This is a genomic window from Streptomyces sp. NPDC006332, assembly GCF_040612855.1.
Classification (GTDB): Bacteria; Actinomycetota; Actinomycetes; order Streptomycetales; family Streptomycetaceae; genus Streptomyces.
Genome location: NZ_JBEXRA010000048.1, coordinates 13,985 through 37,509 on the forward strand (window position 1 = coordinate 13,985; position 23,525 = coordinate 37,509).

The 23,525-nt window shown below is 70.8% G+C and carries 19 protein-coding genes; 12 read left to right on the plus strand and 7 right to left on the minus strand.

Features of this window, described 5'->3' with window-relative positions; genetic code table 11:
* Positions 1-25: 25 nt before the first annotated feature.
* Both metK and ABZ027_RS32910 read left to right on the plus strand, forming a co-directional pair.
* A complete protein-coding gene (gene metK, locus ABZ027_RS32905; RefSeq protein WP_356774738.1) occupies positions 26-1,234 on the plus strand; it encodes a methionine adenosyltransferase in 1,209 nt (402 codons plus the stop codon).
* 159 nt (positions 1,235-1,393) lie between these two features.
* The gene (locus ABZ027_RS32910; RefSeq protein WP_356774740.1) at positions 1,394-3,547 is read left to right on the plus strand and encodes a primosomal protein N'; all 2,154 of its coding nucleotides are present in this window, start codon (positions 1,394-1,396) and stop codon (positions 3,545-3,547) included.
* A gap of 262 nt (positions 3,548-3,809) precedes the next feature.
* Here the strand turns inward: ABZ027_RS32910 and ABZ027_RS32915 are convergent, their stop codons facing one another.
* Positions 3,810-4,352: a hypothetical protein gene (locus tag ABZ027_RS32915; RefSeq protein ID WP_356774742.1), complete on the minus strand. Its 543-nt coding sequence runs from the start codon at positions 4,350-4,352 to the stop codon at positions 3,810-3,812.
* A 336-nt stretch (positions 4,353-4,688) separates the two neighbouring features.
* On the opposite strand from ABZ027_RS32915, the gene fmt reads away from it, so the two are divergent.
* Together fmt and ABZ027_RS32925 are read left to right on the plus strand one after the other, a co-directional pair.
* Positions 4,689-5,621, plus strand: a complete 933-nt coding sequence (gene fmt / locus ABZ027_RS32920) for a methionyl-tRNA formyltransferase (protein ID WP_356774744.1) — start codon at positions 4,689-4,691, stop codon at positions 5,619-5,621.
* 63 nt (positions 5,622-5,684) lie between these two features.
* Positions 5,685-7,112, plus strand: coding sequence for a transcription antitermination factor NusB (locus ABZ027_RS32925; protein WP_356774746.1), 1,428 nt, complete (start codon positions 5,685-5,687; stop codon positions 7,110-7,112).
* 219 nt (positions 7,113-7,331) lie between these two features.
* On the opposite strand, the gene ABZ027_RS32930 is transcribed toward ABZ027_RS32925, so the two are convergent.
* Positions 7,332-8,510 (minus strand): hypothetical protein, encoded by a 1,179-nt coding sequence (locus ABZ027_RS32930; protein ID WP_356774748.1) that lies wholly within the window; start codon positions 8,508-8,510, stop codon positions 7,332-7,334.
* A gap of 187 nt (positions 8,511-8,697) precedes the next feature.
* On the opposite strand from ABZ027_RS32930, the gene ABZ027_RS32935 reads away from it, so the two are divergent.
* From ABZ027_RS32935 to ABZ027_RS32955, 5 genes are all read left to right on the plus strand, one after another.
* Positions 8,698-9,849: a P450-derived glycosyltransferase activator gene (locus ABZ027_RS32935; protein WP_356774750.1), complete on the plus strand. Its 1,152-nt coding sequence runs from the start codon at positions 8,698-8,700 to the stop codon at positions 9,847-9,849.
* 43 nt (positions 9,850-9,892) lie between these two features.
* The gene (locus ABZ027_RS32940) at positions 9,893-11,155 is read left to right on the plus strand and encodes an activator-dependent family glycosyltransferase (RefSeq protein ID WP_356774752.1); all 1,263 of its coding nucleotides are present in this window, start codon (positions 9,893-9,895) and stop codon (positions 11,153-11,155) included.
* Positions 11,156-11,260: 105 nt separating this feature from the next.
* Positions 11,261-11,608 (plus strand): muconolactone Delta-isomerase family protein, encoded by a 348-nt coding sequence (locus ABZ027_RS32945; protein WP_356774754.1) that lies wholly within the window; start codon positions 11,261-11,263, stop codon positions 11,606-11,608.
* On the plus strand, positions 11,598-12,773 hold the full coding sequence (locus ABZ027_RS32950) for a class I SAM-dependent methyltransferase (protein WP_356774756.1): 1,176 nt from the start codon (positions 11,598-11,600) through the stop codon (positions 12,771-12,773). Before ABZ027_RS32945 ends, ABZ027_RS32950 begins: the two co-directional genes overlap by 11 nt.
* A gap of 13 nt (positions 12,774-12,786) precedes the next feature.
* Positions 12,787-13,974 carry an SRPBCC family protein gene (locus ABZ027_RS32955; protein WP_356774758.1) on the plus strand — a complete coding sequence of 396 codons (1,188 nt, stop codon included), beginning with the start codon at positions 12,787-12,789 and terminating at the stop codon, positions 13,972-13,974.
* A 70-nt stretch (positions 13,975-14,044) separates the two neighbouring features.
* Here ABZ027_RS32955 and ABZ027_RS32960 read toward each other — a convergent pair whose 3' ends face one another.
* The 3 genes from ABZ027_RS32960 to ABZ027_RS32970 all read right to left on the minus strand — a co-directional run bounded on the left by ABZ027_RS32960 (position 14,045) and on the right by ABZ027_RS32970 (position 17,455).
* Complete coding sequence (locus ABZ027_RS32960) at positions 14,045-15,625, minus strand: FAD-binding protein (protein ID WP_356774760.1); 1,581 nt, start codon at positions 15,623-15,625, stop codon at positions 14,045-14,047.
* Positions 15,626-15,670: 45 nt separating this feature from the next.
* A complete protein-coding gene (locus ABZ027_RS32965; protein ID WP_356774762.1) occupies positions 15,671-16,858 on the minus strand; it encodes a cytochrome P450 in 1,188 nt (395 codons plus the stop codon).
* Between the two features lie 96 nt (positions 16,859-16,954).
* Positions 16,955-17,455 (minus strand): MarR family transcriptional regulator, encoded by a 501-nt coding sequence (locus tag ABZ027_RS32970; RefSeq protein ID WP_356774764.1) that lies wholly within the window; start codon positions 17,453-17,455, stop codon positions 16,955-16,957.
* 104 nt (positions 17,456-17,559) lie between these two features.
* On the opposite strand from ABZ027_RS32970, the gene ABZ027_RS32975 reads away from it, so the two are divergent.
* Genes ABZ027_RS32975 through ABZ027_RS32985 form a run of 3 tightly spaced genes read left to right on the plus strand, consistent with a single transcriptional unit; the run spans position 17,560 to position 21,450 of the window.
* Positions 17,560-19,041 carry an MFS transporter gene (locus ABZ027_RS32975; protein ID WP_356774766.1) on the plus strand — a complete coding sequence of 494 codons (1,482 nt, stop codon included), beginning with the start codon at positions 17,560-17,562 and terminating at the stop codon, positions 19,039-19,041.
* Entirely contained in the window at positions 19,034-20,890 is a 1,857-nt protein-coding gene (locus ABZ027_RS32980; protein ID WP_356774768.1) for a DEAD/DEAH box helicase, read from the plus strand. The genes ABZ027_RS32975 and ABZ027_RS32980 overlap by 8 nt, the downstream gene beginning before the upstream one ends.
* Positions 20,890-21,450 carry an SWIM zinc finger family protein gene (locus ABZ027_RS32985; protein WP_356774770.1) on the plus strand — a complete coding sequence of 187 codons (561 nt, stop codon included), beginning with the start codon at positions 20,890-20,892 and terminating at the stop codon, positions 21,448-21,450. The genes ABZ027_RS32980 and ABZ027_RS32985 overlap by 1 nt, the downstream gene beginning before the upstream one ends.
* Before the next feature lie 122 nt (positions 21,451-21,572).
* On the opposite strand, the gene ABZ027_RS32990 is transcribed toward ABZ027_RS32985, so the two are convergent.
* Positions 21,573-22,250: a class I SAM-dependent methyltransferase gene (locus ABZ027_RS32990; RefSeq protein ID WP_356774772.1), complete on the minus strand. Its 678-nt coding sequence runs from the start codon at positions 22,248-22,250 to the stop codon at positions 21,573-21,575.
* A complete protein-coding gene (locus ABZ027_RS32995) occupies positions 22,243-23,175 on the minus strand; it encodes an SRPBCC family protein (protein ID WP_356774774.1) in 933 nt (310 codons plus the stop codon). Before ABZ027_RS32995 ends, ABZ027_RS32990 begins: the two co-directional genes overlap by 8 nt.
* Positions 23,176-23,525 lie beyond the last annotated feature (350 nt).

A 23,525-nucleotide genomic window follows, 5' to 3' on the forward strand; every position in this document is an offset into this window, starting at 1 on the left:
AGCCGCTGCAACCCCAGGGAGCGTTGTGTCCCGTCGCCTGTTCACCTCGGAGTCCGTGACCGAGGGCCACCCCGACAAGATCGCTGACCAGATCAGCGACACCATTCTCGACGCGCTTCTGCGTGAGGACCCGACCTCCCGGGTCGCCGTCGAGACGCTGATCACGACCGGCCTGGTGCATGTCGCCGGTGAGGTCACCACCAAGACCTACGCCCCCATCGCGCAGCTCGTGCGCGACAAGATCCTGGAGATCGGCTACGACTCCTCGAAGAAGGGCTTCGACGGCGCCTCCTGCGGCGTGTCCGTGTCCATCGGCGCGCAGTCCCCGGACATCGCCCAGGGCGTCGACACGGCCTACGAGAACCGCGTCGAGGGCGACGAGGACGAGCTGGACCGCCAGGGCGCGGGTGACCAGGGTCTGATGTTCGGCTACGCGACGGACGAGACCCCCACCCTGATGCCGCTGCCGATCTTCCTGGCGCACCGGCTCTCCAAGCGCCTGTCCGAGGTCCGCAAGAACGGCACCATCCCCTACCTGCGCCCGGACGGCAAGACGCAGGTCACCATCGAGTACGACGGTGACAAGGCGGTCCGTCTCGACACGGTCGTGGTCTCCTCGCAGCACGCCAGCGACATCGACCTGGAGTCGCTGCTGTCCCCCGACATCCGCGAGTTCGTGGTGGAGCCGGAGCTGAAGGCGCTGCTCGACGAGGGCATCAAGCTGGAGACCGAGAACTACCGTCTCCTGGTCAACCCGACCGGCCGCTTCGAGATCGGCGGCCCGATGGGCGACGCCGGCCTGACCGGACGCAAGATCATCATCGACACGTACGGCGGCATGGCCCGCCACGGCGGCGGAGCCTTCTCGGGCAAGGACCCGTCCAAGGTGGACCGCTCCGCGGCGTACGCGATGCGCTGGGTCGCCAAGAACGTCGTGGCCGCGGGTCTCGCCTCGCGCTGCGAGGTCCAGGTGGCGTACGCGATCGGCAAGGCCGAGCCGGTCGGCCTGTTCGTGGAGACCTTCGGCACCGCCAAGATCGACACCGACCGGATCGAGAAGGCCATCGACGAGGTCTTCGACCTGCGTCCGGCCGCCATCATCCGCGACCTCGACCTGCTCCGCCCGATCTACGCCCAGACCGCGGCGTACGGCCACTTCGGCCGTGAGATCCCCGACTTCACGTGGGAGAACACGGACCGTGTGGAGGCGCTGCGGAAGGCTGTGGGTCTGTAGACCCACCGCTCGCCGCGAGGCCCGGTCCCCTGGTGGGGGCCGGGCCTCGGTCTGTTCCTCTCGCGGCTCCAGGGGATGAGTCGGCCGCGGGCAGGAGGGGAGCCGCCGCCAAGCCCTGGGCCCGGCGGAATGTCAGTGGGGTCTGGTACCAATGATGCTGTGAGCAGCGAGAACGAGGATCCGGAGCGTGCGGCGCAGGACGCGGCGCCCGAGCAGCTCGCGCTCATCCGGGAGAGCGTACGCAGGGGTAAGGCTCCGCGGGCCAAGCCACGGACCTGGCGGGGGGCCGCGCTGGCCACCGAGCTGCCCGTCGCCCGGGTACTGGTGGACAAGGGAGTGCTGCACCTCGACCGGTACTTCGACTACGCGGTGCCGGAGGAACTGGACGCCGACGCACAGCCGGGTGTGCGGGTGCGGGTGCGGTTCGGGGCCGGGCGGCATCGGGTGCGGGACGGGCGCCGTGAGGGCGGAGGACTGATCGACGGGTTCCTCGTCGAGCGGCGAGCCGTGTCCGACTACTCCGGGCCGCTGGCCGCACTGGCCCAGGTCGTGTCGCGCGAGCCGGTGCTCGACGAGGAGCTGCTGGGGCTGGCCCGGGCCGTCGCCGACCGGTACGCGGGCAGTCTCGCCGACGTGCTGCAACTCGCCGTGCCGCCGCGCAACGCGCGAGCCGAGCAGCGGCCCTCGCCCGCTCCGCTGCCGCCCCCCGGTGCGCCGGACGTGGGGACCTGGGAGCGGTACGAGCGCGGGGCCGCGTTCCTCCAGTCGCTGGCCGCCAAAGGCGCCCCGCGCGCGGTGTGGAACGCGCTGCCGGGGCCGGAGTGGGCCGACGAGCTGGCGCGCGCCGTGGTGGCGACGTTGGCCTCCGGGCGCGGTGCGCTGGTCGTCCTTCCCGACGGCAGGGCGGTCGCACGCGTCGACGCCGCGCTGACCGGGCTGCTGGGGGAGGGGCGGCACGCGGTGCTCACCGCCGACGCCGGGCCCGAGAAACGGTATCGGGAGTGGCTGGCCGTGCGACGCGGGAGCGTGCGGGCGGTCGTGGGGACCCGGGCCGCCATGTTCGCCCCGGTGCGGGACCTCGGCCTGGTCGCCCTGTGGGAGGACGGCGACGACAGCCACAGCGAACAGCACGCGCCCCAGCCGCATGCGCGGGAGGTGCTGCTGCTGCGAGCCGCTCAGGACAAGTGCGGCTTCCTGCTCGGAAGCTGGAGCTGCACGGTGGAGGCCGCGCAGCTCGTGGAGAGCGGGTGGGCGCGGCCGCTGGTCGCCGGACGTGACCAGGTGCGGGCCGCCTCGCCGCTGGTCAGGACCGTCGGAGACGGGGACCTCGCGCGGGACGAGGCGGCGCGGGCCGCGCGGCTGCCGACCCTCGCCTGGCAGGCCGTCAGGGAGGGCCTGCGGCACGGGCCGGTACTGGTCCAGGTGCCCCGGCGGGGGTACGTCCCGAGGATGGCGTGCGCCACCTGCCGGGCGCCCGCGCGGTGTCGGCACTGCTCCGGGCCCCTGGAGGCACAGGAGTCCGGGGCCGCGCTGCGCTGCGGGTGGTGCGGCCGCGAGGACGGAGCCTGGCACTGTCCGGAGTGCGGGGGGTTCCGGTTGCGGGCGCAGGTCGTCGGGGCGCGCCGTACCGCCGAGGAGTTGGGGCGGGCGTTTCCGGCCGTGCCGGTGCGGACGTCGGGACGCGAGCATGTGCTGGACACCGTGCCGGCCGCGCCCGCCCTGGTGGTGAGCACACCGGGAGCCGAACCCGTCGCCGAGGGCGGCTACGCGGCGGCTCTGCTGCTGGACGGGTGGGCCATGCTCGGGCGGCCGGACCTGCGCGCCGGGGAGGAGGCGCTGCGGAGGTGGATCGGGGCGGCCGCTCTGGTACGCCCGCAGGGCGCCGGGGGCACCGTCGTGGTGGTCGCCGAGCCCACACTGCGGCCCGTGCAGGCGCTGGTGCGGTGGGACCCGGTGGGGCACGCGGTGCGGGAGCTCGCCGAGCGGGCCGAGCTGGGTTTCCCGCCGGTGTCGCGGATGGCGGCCGTGTCGGGGACCGCGGAGGCGGTCGCGGAGTTTCTGCGGGCGACGGAACTGCCGCCGGACTCCCAGGTGTTGGGGCCCGTGCCGCTGCCCGTGGTGACCGCGGGCCGCCCGCGCAGGGCGGGCGGGCCGCCTCCCGGGGAGCACTGGGAGCGGGCGTTGATCCGGGTGCCGCCGGGAAGCGGGGCGGCGTTGGCGTCCGCGCTGAAGGCGGCGCAGGCGGCGCGGATGGCGCGCGGGGGTGCGGAGGCGGGGGTCCGGGTGCGGATCGATCCGCCCGACATCGGGTGAGCGGGAGTTCGCGGTCAGGCCCGGCCCGGCGGGCCGTCCTCCGGGCGCTGCGAGCCGCAGCCCGGGAAGTCGCTGCGTGGATCGGGCGTGGCCGTAGCAGGAGGCCGGTCCCCGGCCCGGCGGCGTGCTCGTCGGAGTCGTCGGCCGGCTGGGCCGTGTGACCCGGTGTCACCCCCGCGGCCCGGTCGGTGGATCGCGGTGGCATACGTCTGCCCTCCCGGAAGCGTGCCGGGAGGGCAGGAGGGAAGGGGGCGGAACCCGGTCAGCCGTTGCGGGGGGCCGGGAAGGCGGTGGGCCTGGGCTCCTCGCGGAGGGACGGGCTGCCCGCCGTCGGCTGGGTCGGCATGGAGCGGGCGGCGGGCACGGTCGGCACCGCGGAGATGCCGGGGCCCACGTTGACCGTGCGGGAACCCGTGGATTCCGTGGCCCGCTCGGTCTCGGCGGCCGCCTGGGCGGCGGCACGGCGGGCTCCGTAGCGGCGGTGCACCGCCTGCTTGGTGACTCCGAGGGCGGAGCCCACGGCGTCCCACGAGAAGCCGAGTGAACGGTCGAAGTCCACGGCGGCTGTCACCAGGGTCTCGACACTGTCCCGCAGTTCCTGGGCGAGACGGACCGTCGGGGCGGGGGCGCGTCCGTAGACGACGAAGCCCGTGGAGGGGCCGGAGCGGCGCGGGCGGTAGACGTTGCCCAACTGGGCGGTGAGGGTGCGAAGTGCGTCCACCTGCCGGCGGACCCGCTCGATGTCCCGCACCAGCAAGTGCAGGCTGGCCCGTGCCTGGGCGTCGTGGGTTGCGTGGTCGGCCATGAACAAGCCTCTCGAACCGGCGTTGAAAAGGATCGGGCCGCGCGCGTGCGGCCCATTGCGGTCAACTCTTTCTTGACCAACGCGGATTCGCTCCGCTGGTCACGCATCGGGGGCGTGTACGCATATTCGTACGCCCCTGGAGGCAGGGAATCGCGCCTCGACCCCGGGGCCCGGCTGCGTTTCCCGCCCTGTTCTCCACCCGCGCCCCGGTCGTCGCCAGTTGGCCGTGGACCGGCCCCGGCTGTGGGGTGCCGACCGTCGGCGGCTGTTCCGTACGAGGTCATAGACTGGGGCGTTGGCCGTGTCCGCCCCCGCCCGAGAGGCCCCACCCCACCCATGAAGCTCGTCTTCGCCGGTACCCCCGAGGTCGCCGTTCCCGCTCTGGACGCTCTGCTCGCCTCCGGGCGGCACGAGGTGGCCGCTGTCGTCACGCGACCCGACGCGCCGGCCGGGCGTGGGCGGAGGCTGGTCGCCTCGCCCGTCGCCGAGCGGGCCGAGGAGGCCGGGATCGAGGTGCTGAAGCCCGTCAAGCCGCGGGATCCGGACTTCCTGGAGCGGCTGCGCGAGATCGCCCCGGACTGCTGTCCCGTCGTCGCCTACGGAGCCCTGCTGCCTCGTGTGGCCCTGGACGTCCCCACCCATGGCTGGGTCAACCTGCACTTCTCGCTGCTGCCCGCCTGGCGCGGAGCCGCTCCCGTGCAGCACTCCGTCATGGCGGGCGACGAGATCACGGGAGCCACCACCTTCCTCATCGAGGAGGGGCTCGACTCCGGCCCCGTCTACGGGACGCTGACCGAGACCGTCCGGCCCACCGACACCAGCGGGGACCTGCTGACCCGGCTGGCCTTCGCCGGCGCCGGCCTGCTGACCGCCACCATGGACGGGATCGAGGACGGCTCCCTGAAGGCCGTTCCGCAGCCCGCCGAGGGCGTCACCCTGGCCCCGAAGATCACCGTCGAGGACGCCCGGGTGGACTGGCACGCGCCCGCGCTGCGGGTCGACCGGGTGGTGCGCGGATGCACCCCCGCGCCCGGCGCCTGGACCACCTTCCGCGGTGAGCGGCTCAAGCTCGTCCAGGTCCGGCCCGTTCCCGAGCGCACCGACCTCGCACCCGGGGTGCCGGCCGTCGGCAAGAACGACGTGCACGTGGGCACCGGCTCCTACGCCGTCGAGCTGCTGTGGGTGCAGGCCCAGGGCAAGAAGCCGATGAAGGCCGCCGACTGGGCCCGGGGCGTACGCATCGGCGACGGGGAGACCCTCGGCGCGTGACGCGGCGGCCCGCGGTCTTAGGCTTGTCGCGTACCCCTTCCTGAAATCCGGAGCACCTTTTTCGTGAGTGACCAGCCCCGTCGGCCCGGCAGGTCCGGCAAGACCGGCAAGCCCTACCGTCGGCCCCAGAAGGACCCGGTCCGCATGCTCGCATTCGAGGCGTTGCGGGCCGTGGACGAGCGGGACGCGTACGCCAACCTCGTCCTGCCGCCCCTGCTGCGCAAGGCACGGGAGAAGGGCGGCTTCGACGGGCGGGACGCGGCCCTCGCGACGGAGCTGGTGTACGGGACGCTGCGGTGGCAGGGGACGTACGACGCCGTCATCGCGGCCTGTGTCGACCGGCCGCTGCGGGAGGTCGACCCCCCGGTGCTCGACGTGCTCGGTCTCGGCGTGCACCAGCTGCTGGGGACGCGGATCCCCACGCATGCCGCCGTGTCCGCCTCCGTCGAGCTCGCCCGGGTCGTGCTCGGCGACGGGCGGGCCAAGTTCGTCAACGCGGTGCTGCGGAAGGTCGCGCAGGACGATCTGGACGGGTGGCTCCAGAAGGTCGCCCCGCCCTACGAGGACGACCCCGAGGACCATCTGTCCGTCATGCACTCGCACCCCCGCTGGGTCGTCTCCGCGTTGTGGGACTCGCTCGGTGGCGGGCGGGCCGGGATCGAGGACCTGCTGGAGGCCGACAACGAGCGGCCCGAGGTGACCCTGGTCGCCCGGCCGGGGCGGTCCACCACGGAGGAACTGCTGCGCCAGGACGCGGCGCTGCCGGGACGCTGGTCGCCGTACGCCGTGCGGCTGGCCGAGGGCGGCGAGCCCGGTGCCGTGGAGGCCGTACGGGAGGGCAGGGCCGGGGTGCAGGACGAGGGCAGTCAACTCGTCGCGCTGGCGCTCGCGAACGCGCCCCTGGAGGGGCGGGACGAGAAGTGGCTCGACGGATGCGCGGGGCCGGGTGGCAAGGCCGCGCTGCTCGCCGCCCTCGCCGCGGAGCGCGGGGCCTTCCTGCTCGCCTCCGAGAAGCAGCCGCACCGGGCCGGTCTGGTGGCCCGGGCGCTCACCGGGAACCCCGGGCCGTACCAGGTCATCGCCGCCGACGGGACCCGCCCGCCGTGGCGGCCCGGGTCCTTCGACCGGGTGCTGATGGACGTGCCGTGCACCGGTCTCGGCGCGTTGCGGCGGCGGCCCGAGGCGCGCTGGCGCAGGCGGCCCGAGGACCTCGACGGGTTCGCGCCGCTGCAGCGCGGCCTGCTGCGGACCGCCCTGGAGTCGGTCCGCGTCGGCGGGATCGTCGGCTACGCCACCTGCTCGCCGCACCTCGCCGAGACCCGGGCCGTCGTCGACGACCTGCTCAAGCAGCGGACCGATGCCGAACTCATCGACGCCCGCCCGCTGTTGCCCGGGGTTCCGGATCTCGGCGAGGGTCCCGACGTCCAGCTGTGGCCGCATGTTCACGGGACCGACGCGATGTACCTGGCGCTGCTGCGGCGCACGGCCTGACGCGCGGTGGACTCGGCTTCTCCCGGCGCACCGCCTGTCGCGTGATGGGTCCGGCCCTGTTGCGGCGTCCTGCCCTGACGCGCGAGGGATCCGGTCCTGTCGCGCCGCAACGCCGCCTGACGCTCGCCGCCCAGGTGCCATGCCGCATCTGACGGGGGCGGTCGCCAGCGGCGGCACCGGACTTCTTCGCCGGACCCGGGGCCGCCGGCGTTCACAACGTCACGACTGGGACGGGTACCAGGTGCGCGGGTCCTCGGTGCGCGGAACCCACGCCGGGGTGCCCTGTTCGGTGTTGACGCCCTTCTCGATGACGGCGAGGTTGTGGTGCACGTGGACACCCGTCACCGTCAGCTCGGTCTCGGAGGGCGACCGGTCCGCCGTCCGGATCTGCTCCCGGTGGTTGACCCCGTCCAGCAGTGTCTTGACGAACCCCATCGAGGTGGCGGACGCGTTCAGATCGGTGCTTCCGCCCCAGCCCGGCCAGTAGCTGGACTGCATGTCCTCGATGACGTACAGCCCACCGTGTCGCACCTGGGGAAAGAGCACGGAGAACGAGGTGAGGACGTGGTCGCTGAAGTGACTGCCATCGTCTATCACCACGTCGAACGGACCGTGCTCCCGCGCGAACGCGGTGAGGAACGCGGCGTCCCCCTGGTCGCCCTGGACGGTCCGCAGGCGGGGCTCGGTGACGCCCTGCTTGGGGTAGAGGTCGAGGCCGTAGACCTGGCCGCGCCAGAAGTAGTGCTTCCACATGCGCAGCGACGCGCCGCCGAGATCCGGAGCGTCGTAACCGCCGACCCCGATCTCCAGCACCTTCACCCGGCGGTCCCGCAGAGGTGCGAAGTACTGCTGGTAGTGCCGGGTGTACCAGTGGCCGCCCCACTTGTCCGCGTCGAACCGCACCGCGAGTTCCGTGAGGTCCGTGAAGCGCCGGGAGATCGCCTCCGTGGCCTGGTGGGCGGCCAGCACGGCCAGGCGCCGCTGCCGCAGCCACGGGTCGTCGGCGGAGAGGCCGTGCGGCTCGTCGGAGTCCTTGACGACCAGCTCACGGGTGCCGTCGTTGCGGCCGGGAGAGAAGACCGCCCGCAGGAGTTCCGCCAGGTCCTGGCGGAAGGTCACCGGAGCCAGGGGGTCGTGGCCCGGCTCCACCTCCCAGGTGCCCGGGCCGAGGGTGAGCAGGTAGTGCAGCCGCTCGCCGCCGAAACCGAGATCGAACTGCACCGTCACCTTCTCCGGGGGGTCGGAGAGCAGCCGGGCCCGTGACGAGACCTCGACCAGCAGTGCTTCGGCGACCGTCGAGGCTCCCCACTCGGCTATCACGGCGTCTGCTTCGCCGGGGGGACGGTCGGCCAGGGTGATCAACTCGGCGAGCCGGTGGTCGTCCATGACCGGTTTCATGAATCACTCCTCGAAGATCGTCCGGAGCGGCCGCGCAGCGTGGCGGTCGGCGTGCTCATCGCCGGTGCCGGCCGTCCCCGGACGGTAGGACCGCCCCCTCGGACGGCACTCAAGGAGGGCTCGACCGGCGCCCGCTGTTCGAGGGTTCTCCGAGGGCCCTTCGAGCCCCCCGGGTCACAGTCGGGACGTGGAGATACGGACGCACAGTGAGCTCGGCCGCACCCTGCTGACCGAGCGAGGTATGCAATGGCTGTACGCACACGGCGGAGATCCCTACGCCCGGCTGCTACGGGCGGAGGAGAAGGACGACCGCCGTGACCTGGCCGAACGGATCCGTGAACTCGGACCGCTGTACCGCAGCAGTACCGGTGCGTGGGTCACCGGCAGCCGTACGCTGGGCGCGGAGATCCTCGGCGATCCGCGGCTCGGGCCCCGAGGGCCGGAGGCAGGCCTCGGCTCGGTGTGGCGCCAGGGCCCGTCGGGCCTCGGGCTCCCGCGCGCCGGTCTCGACGGGGTCGCCGAGCTCGCGGTCCCGCACCCGCGGGCCGACGACGTCGAGCGGCTGTGCGCCGCCAAGTCGGGCCGGGCGGGCAGCGCCTTCGACCTGGTCTGCGACGTCGTGCGCCCGGTCCTCGTGGCCCTGCTCGGTGACCTGTTGGCCGTGCCGCGCGAGAAGCGCGAACCCTTCGAACGGTGGTGTGGCTCGGCGGCGCCGGCGCTGGACGCCGAGTGGTGTCCACCGACACTTCCCCGAGCCGTCGCACTGCACAGCGCGCTCGACGGTCTTCGGTCTCTGCTCGCGGAGACGGCCGGACCTGTCGACGCAACGGTCGCCGCGGGCCTGTCGGCGTCCGTGGTGGGCGTCGAGGTGACGACGAACCTGGTCGCCAACGCCGTGCTCGCGCTGCTCGACCAGCCGGAGCAGTGGCGGCTGTTGTGCGTGGACCCCGGCGCGGCGGAAGCAGCGGTGGAGGAGACGCTGCGGTACGACCCGCCGGTCCGGGTCGACAGCCGTGTCGCGCGCGAGGACCTCGACCTCGCGGGCCGGGCCATCGCCGGGGGCGACGAGGTGGTCGTCCACATCGAGGCGGCGAACCGCGAGGCCGGGCCCCTTCGCGACCCCGGCCGATTCGACCTGCGGCGCGAGACCACGGGCGGACACCTCTCCCTGGTCGGAACGCGACTCGGTGCCGTGGCACCGGCGGCCCGGACCTCGGCGGCCGCCATCCTCCGGGCCCTCGCCGCACGCGTGCCCGGTCTGCGGCGAACCGGCCCGGTGGTGCGCCGGTTGCGGGCCCCGGTGACGCACGCCGTCGTCCGGTTCCCCGTCGGCGTCTGAGCCGCACGGCCATGCACACCCACCCCTCGAAAGGGCATGCACCATGCGCGTTCTGATGACGTCGCTCGCCGTCGAAGCACACTTCAACGGCGCGGTGCCGCTGGCGTGGGCGCTGCGCGCCGCCGGGCACGAGGTCCGGGTGGCCAGCCAGCCGGCGCTGACCGAGACCATCACCCGGGCCGGTCTGACCGCGGTGCCGGTGGGCACCGACCACGTCCACCACGACCTCGTAAGCCATCTCGGCGCCGAACTCACCGGCTTCTACCGCGACATCGACTTCACGGGGGAGCGGGGCGACGACTACCTGTCGCTCAAGGGCGCCAACACCCTGCTCACCGCGACCTTCTACGCGCAGGCCAACAACGACCCGATGGTGGACGAGCTCGTCGACTACGCCCGGTACTGGCGGCCCGACCTGGTGATCTGGGAACCCTTCACCTTCGCGGGCGCCGTGGCCGCGCGAGCCAGTGGGGCCGCGCACGCACGCCTGCTCTGGGGACCGGACCTGTTCCTGCGCATGCGCCAGGCCTTTCGTCGGCAGATGGAACTCCTGCCGAAGGAGCTGCACGACGACACCCTCGAAGAATGGCTGACCTGGACGCTCGACCGTTTCGGCTGCGGATTCGACGAGGAGATGGCGGTCGGCCAGTGGAACATCGACCAGATGCCGGCCGGCGTCCGGCTGCCTCTGGGGCGGCCGACGGTGCCGATGCGCTACGTGCCGTACAACGGCCGTTCGGTCATCCCGGACTGGCTGCGTGAGCCGCCGCACCGACCGCGGATCTGTCTCACCCTGGGCATCACCTCCCGCGACATGGCGTATCCGAACCTCTTCTCGCTCGACGAACTCCTCGAAGCGGTCGCCGAGTTGGACGTCGAGATCGTCGCGACGCTCACCGAGGCCCAGCGCGCCGAAGTGGCCCGGGTGCCGGACAACACCCGGGTCACGGACTTCGTGCCGCTGCACGCCCTGCTGCCGAGCTGCTCGGCGGCGGTTCATCACGGCGGGGCCGGGACCTGGTCGACAGCCGCCGTGTACGGGGTGCCCCAGATGGTGATCGCCGACATGTGGGACAACGTCTACCGGGCGCGGCGGCTGGCTGACCTGGGCGCCGGCCTGTTCCTGCCGCCGGACGAGCTCACGGTCGGCGGCCTGCGCGACGGTCTGGAGCAGCTGCTGACGAAGCCGTCCTTCCGCGACGACGCCGGGCGGCTCCGGGAGGCGATGGTGGCCGAGCCGAGCCCCGCCGGAGTGGTGCCCGCCCTGGAGGAACTGACCCGGCAACACCGCACGGGACGGGAGTGACCCGCGCCCACCACGGACTTCGAGCCGCGTTCGATCAGTCCTGTACAGCGCCCCCATATTTTCGGCTGGACGGGTGGCACGAACGGCTGTCAACAAGGAGGACGAATGGCGTTGTTCGCGGTACTGGCGACGCAGGCCCCGACGGCGGGCGAGCGCGAGGTGTTCCTGCGCCGGCTTCCCGAAGGGTTCGCGTACACCAAGGAGTTGGTGGACAAGGGGGTGATCCGGCACAGCTGGATCCGGGTCGGCGCGTCCGGCGGTCTGAACATCTACGACGTCGGTTCTCACGAGGAGCTGCTCTCCGTGCTGTACAGCAACCCGGTCAGTCCCTATCTGAAGTTCGAGGTGATCCCGCTGGCGGAGCCGGAAAGCTTCGACCCGGCGGCCTACCTCCTGAAGTGGGACGCGAAGGCGAAGAACGATTCCGTGGGAGAGGCCGCACATGTCCACTGAAAGCGACCTGCTCGACCGTGTCATCCAGGCCGGGACCGCGTCGGACGCGGAGATGTCCGGGCTGCTCAAGGACGCCGGTCTCGACGCGGTGGTCGGCGTCCTCGTCGACGAGGTGCTGTTCCGCTGCGACGAGCCGGTCAACACGACCCCCGTGGACATCGCGCTGGACCTGACGCACGAGGCCGAGCGGCGACGGGTCGTCTTTCGCATCGTCCGGGACCGGCCCATAGAGGTCCTCGGCTCCGAGGAGTCGGTGATCCGGCGTGAGCTGCGCATGGACGTGAAGGATCTGGTGCGCCGCCTGTTCGGGCAGGCGGGTCACCGTCGTACCGGGGACTTCTACGACGCCTTCCTGCCGACCCGCCCCGACCAGCTGTCGGAGCTGCCGGCGATCCTCGCGGCCACCAACCAGGCCTCCGGCACCCTGCTCTCCGGTTGCACCGTCCGGGACGTCGACCTGGGGGCCCTGTCCGTCACCCACGGATCGGACAAGTGGGCCAGTTTCCACTGGTACACGGCCCATTACCAGAAGGAGTTCGCCGCATACCGAAACCAGCCGGTGCGGTTGCTGGAGATCGGGATCGGCGGGTTCGACGGGGAGCTCGGTGGACCGTCGCTCAAGATGTGGAAGACGTACTTCCCTCGCGGTGCGATCTTCGGACTCGACCTGTTCGACAAGTCCGCCCTGAACCAGCCCAGGCTGACCGCTCTGGTCGGAGACCAGGGAAATGCCGACACGTTGTCCGCCATCGCGGAGGAGTACGGCCCCTTCGACATCGTCATCGACGACGGCAGCCACGAGAACGAGCATGTCCGCGTCTCGTTCGAGGCGCTGTTCCCGTATGTGCGCAGGGGTGGTCTGTACGTCATCGAGGATCTGCAGACGTCCTACTTCCCGAGGTTCGGTGGGACCGCGGGCGCCGAGGCCGGACCCGACACCTCGGTCGGGCTGGTCAAGAAGCTGCTGGACGACCTGCACTACCAGGAGCAGGAATCGAGGACCGGTGAACAGCCGACCGTGACGCAGGACGGCGTGGTCGGCGTGCGCGTGTACCGCAACATCGCGTTCATCGAGAAGGGGGTCAACGGGGAGGACGGGATTCCCGGCTGGATGGATGACGAGGCGTGGGTCGCGCTGGGCGCGATTCCTCCGACGACGGACTGAGGCAGGGAGAAGCATGATGAGCCGTTCCCTCGACACGGGAGTACCGGGCGGCGTCGCTCCGGAACCGTCGACCGCGGACCTGCTGGAGGAGCTGAGCGGCTATCTCCGGCCGGATCCCCCCGCGCTCAGCCTGCCACCTCGGCTGTTCACCTCGCCCCTCCTCTACGAAGCGGAACGCGCCCGGATCTTCGGACGCTCGTGGGTGATGGTGGCGCACCGGGACCAGTTGGCGAACCCGGGCGACTACGTCTCGCTGGAGATCGCCGGTGAGCCCGTGGTGGTCACCCGGGGCACCGAGGGGCAGCTGCACGGCATGTCTCCGGTCTGCCGGCACCGCATGATGCCGCTGGTGGAACCGGGCGCCGGTCAGACCAAGGACTTCACCTGCCCCTACCACCTGTGGCGTTACCACCTGGACGGCACCCTGCTGGCCGCCACGCACATGCGTGGCAACCCCGACTTCGACCCGTCGGCCTGCCGACTGCCCCGCTTCGCCGTCGAGGAATGGCGAGGGTTCGTCTTCGTCAACCTCCAGGCCGACGCAGCTCCGCTCGAGGACCATCTGGCAGGCGTGGACGGCGACTTGGCCAACTACCGCCTCGACGACATGGTCCAGATCTCCACCTGGACGGAGGAGTGGCGCTGCAACTGGAAGGTCGCCGTGGAGAACAGCTACGAGAACTACCACGCGATCGGGTTCCATCCGAACACGGTGAAACCGCTGATGACCGGCGGGATCGACATGGAGGTGCACACCGACTCGGCACTGGTCACCCGGCTGCTCACCCGGACCGGGGAGCCGATGGAGCCTTCCGTCCTCCCGCTCACCGAGGAGGAGAAGAGGGTTCTGTACAGCTTCCGGATGTTCCCGTGCAGCAGCCTGGCCACCTTCGGGGAGAGCATCGCCTGGATCACCCTCATCCCGCTCTCCATCGACCGTACCCAGGTACGCGGTGGGACGCTGATGCCGGCGGCGGCGCTCGAAGGCGCCGACGTGGAGGCGATCCGTAAGCAGACGGAGCAGTTCACCGGCGTGATCAACACCGAGGACCGGCTCGGGCTTGAAGCCGTCCAGCGCACGCTCGGCTCCCGGTTCATCGAGCGCGGTCATCTCAGCCCCAAGGAGCCCGGGGTACTGGCCTTCTACCGAAACCTCGCCCTCGCCCTGGCGGAGGACGCAGCCGGATCCGAGCGCCGCTGACAGAGGGCGGAGGGGCCGCCCGATCCGGAAGCGGATCGCGCGGCCCCTCCGCCGTGGAGCGGTCCGTCTCTCAGTCCGGCAGCCGGATCGAGAGACTGTGGTGGAAGACGTCACGCGGGTCCCAGCGGGCCTTCACCCGTTGCAGCCGCGGGTAGTTGTCCTTGTAGTACAGCGTGTGCCAGGGCGTGCCCGAGGTGTTCCACCGCGGATCCGCCAGATCGGTGTCGGGGTAGTTGATGTAGGAGCCGTCGTTGATCTCCCCGGGCACCGGCACGCCCCCGGTGCCGGCGAAGACCTCCCGGTAGAACTCGCGCATCCACAGGATGTTCCGGTCGTCCGCCGAGGGGTCGGTCCACGTGTCGAAGAAGAAGGCCTTGAGCACCGCGTCCCGCTGCGCCGTGGCCGTGGCGTCGGGCGGTACGGCGGATACTTTTCCTCCGTAGGCGGCGAAGAGGATGCCGGCGGCCGGGTTCTCGTACTTCTCGTCGGTCAGCCTGCGGTAGACGGTGTCCGCCTGGGTGTCCGCGAAGGCCCTCCGCAGGTAGGCAGCCTTGCACTTCGCGCGGAGCCCGAAGACGTTGTCGGCCACCCGGGGGTACAGCATCGAACGCAGCCACGGTGTCGTGCGGACGTCGTGGGTGTACGGGACCCCGACCCCGTCCGTGACCGCCGCCACGTAGTCGTTCACCATGCCCTCCGCGCCGGTGAGCGAGGCATCGAGCTGGGTGCTCAGCGAGAACACCCCCGACTGTTTGCGCAGGGCAGTCAGGATGCTGAACAGGGCGGCGTAGGGCGAGTCGGGTGCGCTGTGCCGTTCGTGCCACCGTCCGTGGTTGCGCAGCAGCCGGCGAAAGGACTTCTCCGTCATGTCCGCCCACGACCACTGGACGTAGCTGTCCAGTACGGCCGCGGGCGGGGCGGGGAGCAAGCCGGCCGGGTCGGTGCCCTCGGCGCCGGGCGTGCGGAACCAGTACCGCGTGACGATGCCGAAGTTGCCGCCCCCGCAGCCGGTGTGCGCCCACCACAGGTCCCGGTTCGGGTCGGCGGCGTCCCGCGTGGCCACGACGGCCTTCGCGGTACCGGAGCCGTCCACCACCACGACCTCGAGGCCGTACAGGTGGTCCACGACGCAGCCGTGCAGCCGGGTCAGCGGACCGTAACCTCCGCCCAGTACGTGCCCGCCGATGCCCACGGTCGACGTCAGGCCCGCGGGAAGGGTCACGCCCCAGCCCTTGAGCAGGGTGCGGTACACGTTGCCGAGGAGGGCGCCGGGTTCGATGGCGAAGGCGGCGCGCTGCTCGTCGTAGCCCACGGCCGTCATCTCGGACAGGTCGACGAGCAACTGCGTCGTGGGAGAGTCGACGAAGTCCTCCAGGCAGTGGCCGCCGCTGCGCGCCACCACCCTGGATCCGGACCGCACCGCGTCCTGGACCGCCTGGACGACCTGCGCGGTCGATCCGACCACTCGGATCTGCCGGGGACGGCAGTGGAATCGGGCGTTGCCCGCGGTGGACAGTTCCGCGTACCGGGGGTCGTCGGGGGTGATGGTCACCGGTCCGACGGCCGGATCGCACTCCCCGGCCGCGGCGGCGGCCGTCGTGGCGGGGATCGTGCCCGTCGCCAGTCCGGCCAGTATGGCTCCGTCGGTCATCACTCTTCTCCGTGAGATGTCAGCCATGTGAAGTCCCTCGCCGTGTCACGCGGCGGCCAGATCGAGGGGGAGCCGTTTGGCGCCCTGGAATCCCCGGGGGTCGTGGTAGACGATCGGCTCGTCGGTCGACACGGCGAAGTCGCGGTACCTGTCCAGCAGGGCCTTGAGGGCGATCCTGACCTCCAGCCTGGCCAGCGGCGCGCCGAGACAGAAGTGCACGCCCATGCCGAAGGCCAGGTGACGGTTCGAGGGGCGATGGATGTCGAACGTGTCCGGATCCTTGAATTCCTCCTCGTCGCGGGAGACCGAGGCCAGGGCCACGCTGACCTGCGAGCCCGCCGGTATCTCACGCCCGCCGAGCCGGACGGTCTCCTTCGCCCGGCGGTCGAGCCAGAACAACGGCGAACGGTAGCGCAGGACTTCCTCGATCATGTTGGGGAGCAGCCCCGGGTCGGCACGCAACTCCCGGGTCGCCTCCGGGTTTTCGTCAAGGCAGAGGATCGCGTTGCCGAGCAGGGTGCTGGTGGTGAGATGCCCGGCGATCAGCAGCAGGGCGAGAAAGCCCACGATCTCCTGGTCGTCCAGCTTCTTGCCGTCGGTCTCCGCGGCGATGAGGTCGGCTATCAGGCCTGCACGGCGTGACGTGCGGTACAGGCGCACGTGGTTGAGCAGATACGCGTTCATCTCACGGATCGCCGGGGCCATCGCGGCCACGCCCTCCTCACTGAAGATGGCGTCGATACCGTTGTCCACCAAGAGGGCGTCGGCCCACTTCCGGAACAGGGCGCGGTCGGAGACCGGCAGACCCATCACCTCGGCGATGACGGTGACCGGCAACGGCTGTGCGAGGTCGGTGACCAGGTCGATGTGCTCGCGGTCCCGCATCGCGTCCAGCAACTCGTTGGTCACCGTCTCGATGCGGGGTGCCATTCCCGCGACGAACCGGGGTGTGAAGCCCTGGCTGACCAGGCCGCGCAGTTCGCGATGGCGCGGCTGGTCCATGTTCTGGAAGTTGCCCTTCGAGAACGTGTTGAGGTCCTGGTGGTCCGGAATGAACTCACTGAGATCGTTGGAGAAGGTGTGGGCATCGGTCGCGACGGTCATCGCGTCGGCATAGCGGAACACCTGCCACCGGCCGGTCTCCTCGTCCTGGCTGACCGGCTCGGTCCGGCGCATCTGACGGTACGAGGTGAGCATGTCGCGTACCTCGTCGGAAACGTGCGGTCCACCCATCGAAATCGCTCCTCGCGTAGCTGACGGAGATCGCGTTTCGGTGCATCCCATCGGAACGGGCTCGAACGCCGGTGGAATGCCGGTTGAAGTGGGTCGTTACTCGTCGGGCTGCGCGGAACGGAGCCTGTCGACCTCCGCGATCGCGCTGTCGCGGGCAGCCTCCACGAAGCGCAGCAGCGTACGCAGTTGGTCGTCGTCGAAGTCCGCCAGGTCCCCGTGGGTGCGGGCGGTCAGACCGGCGTAGTAGGTGGTGATCCGGTCGAGTCCCTCGGCCGTCGGCTCGATGACGATCCGCCGTCGGTCGTCGGGGTCCGGCACTCGCTTGACGCAGCCGGCGTCCGCCAGCCGGTCGATCATGCGCGAGGTGGAGCCTGGGGTGAGGCCTACCCGGCCGGCCAGGACGCTGGCCGTGGCCGGCCCGTCCTGGTGCAGGGCGTGCAGACAGTGGAAGTCGGTCGCCACCACGCCCATGCGGTTGGCGATCAGCGTGTTGATCTGGATGAGCTGGGTGATCCACTCCGGCAGCGTGCCCACCACCTGGGCCGCCAGCGACTCATCGACGCCGTTGTGGGCGGTTTCCTGCTGCTTCTTCGTCATGTTGACACGACCCGACCGTCTCGTTAGATTGTGTCGCGCAATTGTTGCGTCGCACACTGTGTGTGTAACGCACTATAATGACGTTCCTGTCCGAGGAGCAAGTAGTGTCCAGCACTCCTACGGCATCGATGGCGAAGCGGGGCCGCACCCTGGCCTTAGTCGTCATCCTGCTCGCGATGTTCATCGACCTCATCGGTGTCACCATCCTCAATGTCATCCTGCCGTCCATCCAGACGGGGCTCGACGCGAGTCCGGCCGCTCTGCAGTGGATGCAGGCCGGTTACACCCTGGCTCTGGCACTGGGCATCGTCTGCGGGGCCCGGCTGGGAGACATGCTCGGTCACAAACGGGTCTTCGTCGTCGGCATGCTGGGGTTCGCGGCCGCGTCGGCGCTGTGCGCCGTGTCGGTGGGACCGGAGATGCTGGTGGGCGCGCGGGTGGTGCAGGGCGCCTTCGCCGCCGCGGTGATCCCGCAGGTGCTCTCCCAGATCCAGGTCATGTACGCCGCGGAGGAACGAGGCGGCCCGATGGCGGCGTACGCGTCGCTCTCCGGCCTCGCCGCCACACTGGGGCCCATCGTCGGCCCCGCGCTGCTGGAGTGGGACCTCGCGGGTGCGAGCTGGCGCATGGCGTTCTGGGTGAACGTGCCGCTCTCTCTGCTCGTCGCGCTGACCTCCGTCAAACTGCTCCCGGAGAGCCGCACGGCCGACGCCGCGCGCATCGACGTGACGGGCGTCGTCATCTCGACGGTGGGCCTTCTGCTGGTCCTGTACCCCCTGATCGAGGCCGCGGACCCGACCCAGCGGACCGTGTGGTCCTATCTGTCCATCGCGGCGGGGGTCGTCGTGCTCGGCGGGTTCGCCGCCTACGAACGCCGGGTCAGTGCGCGTGGCGGGTCCCCGCTGCTGGAGATGTCGTTGTTCAAGTTCCGCTCGGTCCAGGGCGGTCTGCTGGTCCAACTGCTGTTCTTCGTGCCGGCGATGGGCTTCTTCCTGGTGTTCATGCTCTTCCTGCAGCACGGAATCGGCATGAGCCCGATGGATTCCGGCCTGATGATGCTTCCCTGGTCGATCGCGGTCCCGGTGTTCGCCACCGTCTCGGCGGCGGTGCTCCTGCCCAGGATCGGCCGGCTCACCGTGCAGATCGGTCTGGTCGTGATGGCAATCGGCTTCGCCCTGATCGCGTTCGCGGCTGCCGGAGCCACCCAGGACACCGGCTGGACCGACCTGTTCTGGGGTGTGCTGGTCGGCGGCGCGGGTATGGGCATGCTCGTGGCGCCCCTGATGCAACTGACGCTGAGCGACATGCCGGTGGAGTCCGCCGGATCCGGGTCGGCGCTCTACAACACGATCACGCAGCTGGCCGCCTCGGTCGGCGTGGCGGTGGTCGGCACCGTGTTCTTCACCGGCATCGAGGATGTCGCGCACACGCCCGCCGCGGTCGCCGAAGGGTACGGTGACGCACTGGCGACGTCCCTGTGGCTGGGCGTGGGTCTGCTGGCGATCGCGTTCGTCAGCAGTTTCCTGCTGCCGCGCGGCCCGGTCGCCACGACCGAGGAGCCCGCCGGCGAGGTGGTCGGTGCCTGAGCTGCCCGGCCGACTGCAAGCCACCTTCGTCCCCGCGGAGGGCGCCATGGCCTGGTGGGGCGTGGCCGACCTGGACGCGGCGGTGCGGGACCACGGACTGCCCGCCGGCCGCGCGGCCACCTGTCGCCTCGCGCTTCCGGAGCCGGACCGCGTGACCCCGGCGACCGTCGACGTCCGGTTCGCCGACCTCGACGTCGCGCTGTCCGCCCTGCGCGCCCTCGACCCGGATCGGGCGGCGTACAGCGCCTCCGTACGGGCGTGGCGCGAGGCCGCGGCCCTGCCGGTGGAGAAGGACGAACCGTACGCCGCACTGAGCACCCGGATGCCGGCGGCCGCTCATGCCGTACTCAACCCGGAGGGCACCGCCATCACCTCGGCGGCCGCCCTGCTGCACCAGTTCCGGCAGGTGGTGGCCACCCGTGGCGCCCTGCGATCGACCACCGTCCAGGCCGAACTGAGGCCCTATCAGGTGCACGGTGTGGCGTGGCTGCGTTCCCTGCCCGGTCTGGGCGGCGGGGCGGTGCTGGCCGACGAGATGGGCCTGGGCAAGACGCTCCAGGCGATCTGCCTGCTGGCCACCCGGGCGGAGGGCGGACCCCACCTCGTCATCTGCCCGACCTCCCTGGTCGGCAACTGGCGGCGCGAACTGGCCCGGTTCTCGCCGACCACGCCCGTGGTCAGCTATCACGGTCCGCGTCGGACGCTCCCGGACTCCTTCGCTCCCGGAACCGTGGTCATCACCAGTTATCCGGTGCTGCGCATGGACGAGACGCTGGGGAAGACCGGCTGGGACGTGACGGTCTTCGACGAGGCACAGCAGATCAAGAATCCGGACGCGCTGGTCAGCAAGGCCGCCGCCCGGCTGTCCGCGGACGTGCGGATCGCCATGACCGGCACCCCCGTGGAGAACAGGCTCGAGGAGCTCTGGTCGATCTTCCATGTGACCAGCCCCGGTCTGCTGGGCAGCCGGGCCCGGTTCCGTCAGCGGTTCGCCACGCCCATCGAACAGCGTCGCTCCGCGACCGCGGCGGCGGCACTCAAGACCCTGGTCGCCCCGCATCTGCTCAGGCGCACCAAGGCCGAGGTGGTGGCGGAACTGCCGGCCAAACAGTACTCGACGGTCGTGTGCACGCTCTCCGACGAGCAGGCCAGGCTCTACCGACAAGCCGTCGACCGTGCCTTCGACGACGGGCTCGGCGGCGGGATCGAGCGTCGTGGCCGGGTCCTGGCCCTGCTCACCTCTCTCAAACAGATCTGCAACCACCCCGCCCAGTACCTCCGTGAGGACATCGCGGAGACCGGCCGCTCCGGCAAGTTCGACAGGGCCGCCGAGATGCTGGCGGAAATCGTCGAGGACAGTGATCGCGCCCTCGTGTTCACCCAGTACCGGGCCATGGGCGAGCTGTTGGCCGGGCACCTCTCGGACGCCCTGGGGACCGGGCCGGTCCCGTTCCTGCACGGCGGCCTGTCCACGGACAGGCGCGACGAGCTCGTGCGCGCCTTCCAGGAGGACGACGACGCTCCGCCGGTACTCCTGCTGAGCCTGCGTGCCGCGGGGTTCGGGCTCAACCTGACGCGGGCCAACCACGTGATGCACTACGACCGTTGGTGGAACCCGGCGGTGGAGGAACAGGCCACCGACCGCGCCCACCGCATCGGCCAGCAACGCACGCTCAACGTGCACGCGCTGGTCACCGGCGGCACCATCGAGGACTACATCGCGCAGATGCACGAGACCAAACGCGGGTTCGCCGACGTGGTGTCCGGCAACACGGAAGCCGCCCTGGCCAATATGTCCGACGAGGAACTGCACGCCGTACTCGAGCTCGACCTGGGAGCCCTCACCTGATGTCGGCCGAATTCGGAGCAACCCCCTGGGGACGCGTGTGGGTACGCACGGTCGAGTCGACGGTCGCGTCCGCGCCCAATCCCGCCCTGCCGAAGGCGCGCAGCCTGGCACGCAACCACGCCGCCACCCTGAGCGTCGAGGCCGGGCGGGTCGAGGCCGACGTGGTCGTGTCCGGGGTGACCCACCAGGTCCGGATCGAACTGCCGCACTGGTCCGAGCGGGAGCAGGCGGAGGCGGAACGTCTCATCGGCAAGGCGTTGGGCGACCGTCCAGGCCTCGCCGCCGGGGATCTGCCCGACAGCCTCGAGGCGGACCTCCGGCGCGACGACATCGGCATCGCGGTGCCACTCGACGCCATGGAGGCCACCTGCCCCTGCCGCACGAGGCGCAGGCCGTGCGTCCATGTGCTGGCCACCCTCTACTCCCTGTCGCAGCGCATCGACGAACGTCCCATGCTCGCCGTCGAGTTGCGCTCTCCGGGTTGGAGCCCGACCGCGCCGGCGGATCCCGACTGGACGATGCTGGCCGACCTCGATCCGGAGGGTTTCTACGGATCCTGAGCGCGGGACGGGTGCGTCCGAGGAACGCGCGGGACGGACGTACGGGAGGGAAGTGCGGGAGGGAAGCACGAACCCGAAGCGCGGGCGGAGGGTCTCCGCCCGCGCTTCGGTCGTCGGGCGGTTCAGGCAGTGGCCTCGAACAGCGCCACGGAACCCCGCACGGTCAGCCGGTACTGGGCGAACCGGCTGTCGAGTTCGGCCTCCAGACCGCTGAGGGAGTCACCGCGGTTGTCGAACGTCCCCTTCTCGTTGAGCGAGTCCAGCAGCTTGTGCGCCCGCTTGCCGTGCGGCACCCCTTCGGCCAGCACGGTGCTGCCGAAGATCCGGCCGCCCGGCATCACATGGGTCCTGACGTGGTCGAACACCTTCGCCTTGTGCTGCATCCCGCCCGGCAGACAGTGCAGAAGGAAGTTCAGCCCGGCGGATTCGTACCGCTCCTCACCGAGCTCGAACGGGGAGAGGACATCCCGCTGGAAGGTGCGGGGACCGAACCGCCGCAGCCGGGCGGACGCCTTCTGGAGCACCAGCGGATTGAGATCCACCAGCGCGAGGTGCGGCCGGGGCGACCGGTGTCGGCACCGGTCGAGGAAGAACCCGGTTCCCGGGCCGAGGTCGAGGTGCCGTTCGCCGATGTTGCGGTCGTAGCCGGCCAGCATCTCCGCACGGTCGCACTGCCACACCCGTCGGCAGATGATGCCGAGCACGAGAACGTCGTAGAGGGACAGCACCCGGCGGGTGTAGGTCGCCGTACCGGTGTAGATCTCGTCGCGGGTGGGGCCGGCCTGCGGTCGGTCAGACACCGGCGCGCTCCTCGGCGAAGGCCTTCGACAGCCGCAGGTTGCCCATGCTGTTCGCACTGAGCACCCTGCGCAGGTACTTGCGCGCGTCCAGTACCGACGTTCCCTCGCCGAGGATCGCCAACGCGGAGGGCTTGATCGTCGCGGTGTGCCGCGCGCCGAGGACGAACCCCTCGCGCGTCGGTGTGAACTTCCAGTGGCCGGTGTGCCCGGTCAGGAGCTTCGGCAGATGGATCTGCTTGTACACGATCTTGTCGCCGGGGAGGCAGACGCGCACCGACCGGGTGGTGTGCGCGGATCCGTCCGGGGTGGTGGTGTCCATGTCGAAGAACTGGATGTGCGGAACGCTCTCCTCCAACACCAGCCGGGACACGTGAGGAATGCGTTCCGGCCACTTGTCGGCCTCGTACAGGTAGGCGTATGCGTCGTCGATCGCACCCGCCACGAACAGTGGGTCCTCGAAGTCGACCACCAGGTCCTGACGTTCCTCGTGACGCTCGGCGGCGTCCGTGACACAGGAGAGGAGTTCCCGTAGTTCGCGGTCGGCCAGAGCCGCGTCGCGCTCGTCGCCAAGGGTCTCCTGCTCGACGCGCACCTCTGTCGAGGCGGCGGACAGCTCGCGGAACGTCCACTCGCCGCGCTGTCCCGCCGCCGCCGGTTCGGCCGGGTCGAACTCGTAGCTGATGCGAAGTGACGTCCGGTCGAACCGCCAGCGTGCGCGCCAGGTGCGTACCGTCCGGTCGTCGATCACCCACCAGTGGCGGAACTCCTCGGTCCCGTCGTCCCGGCGACCGAGCGGTTCCGCGTGTATGGACGGACCGTGGAACTGTGCCCAGTTCTGGAGCCCCGCCACCAGATCGAACACCAGCTGCGCTGGCGCGGCGACGGACACGGCGTGCTGGAGTGCGTCTTTGCCCAGAGTCGGCATGGCCGAATACCTCCACATGATTGCCGGTGGTCATTGACCCGCCACCAAGATTCGAGGCTCCGACTTGAGTACCCGTGGAACATCGCTGGAAGATCCGGCGACATCTACGGGGCCATGGATTTACGGATGGGCGCGGAATTTTGAGCAAAGGAATCGACGATCGGCCGAGCGATTCCCGCGACCCACCCAACATCCACGAGTTCTTCACAGCGGACGAGTGTAAGCAGGTCGTACGCCCTACTTTTGCGGTCTTTCATGTGCCGAGACCGCCGTCTACTGTCGGAACGTGCCTACCGGAGCCCGCCCCACCGGGTGCAGAGAGCGCGCGTCGGGAAGACCACTCTGGCCAA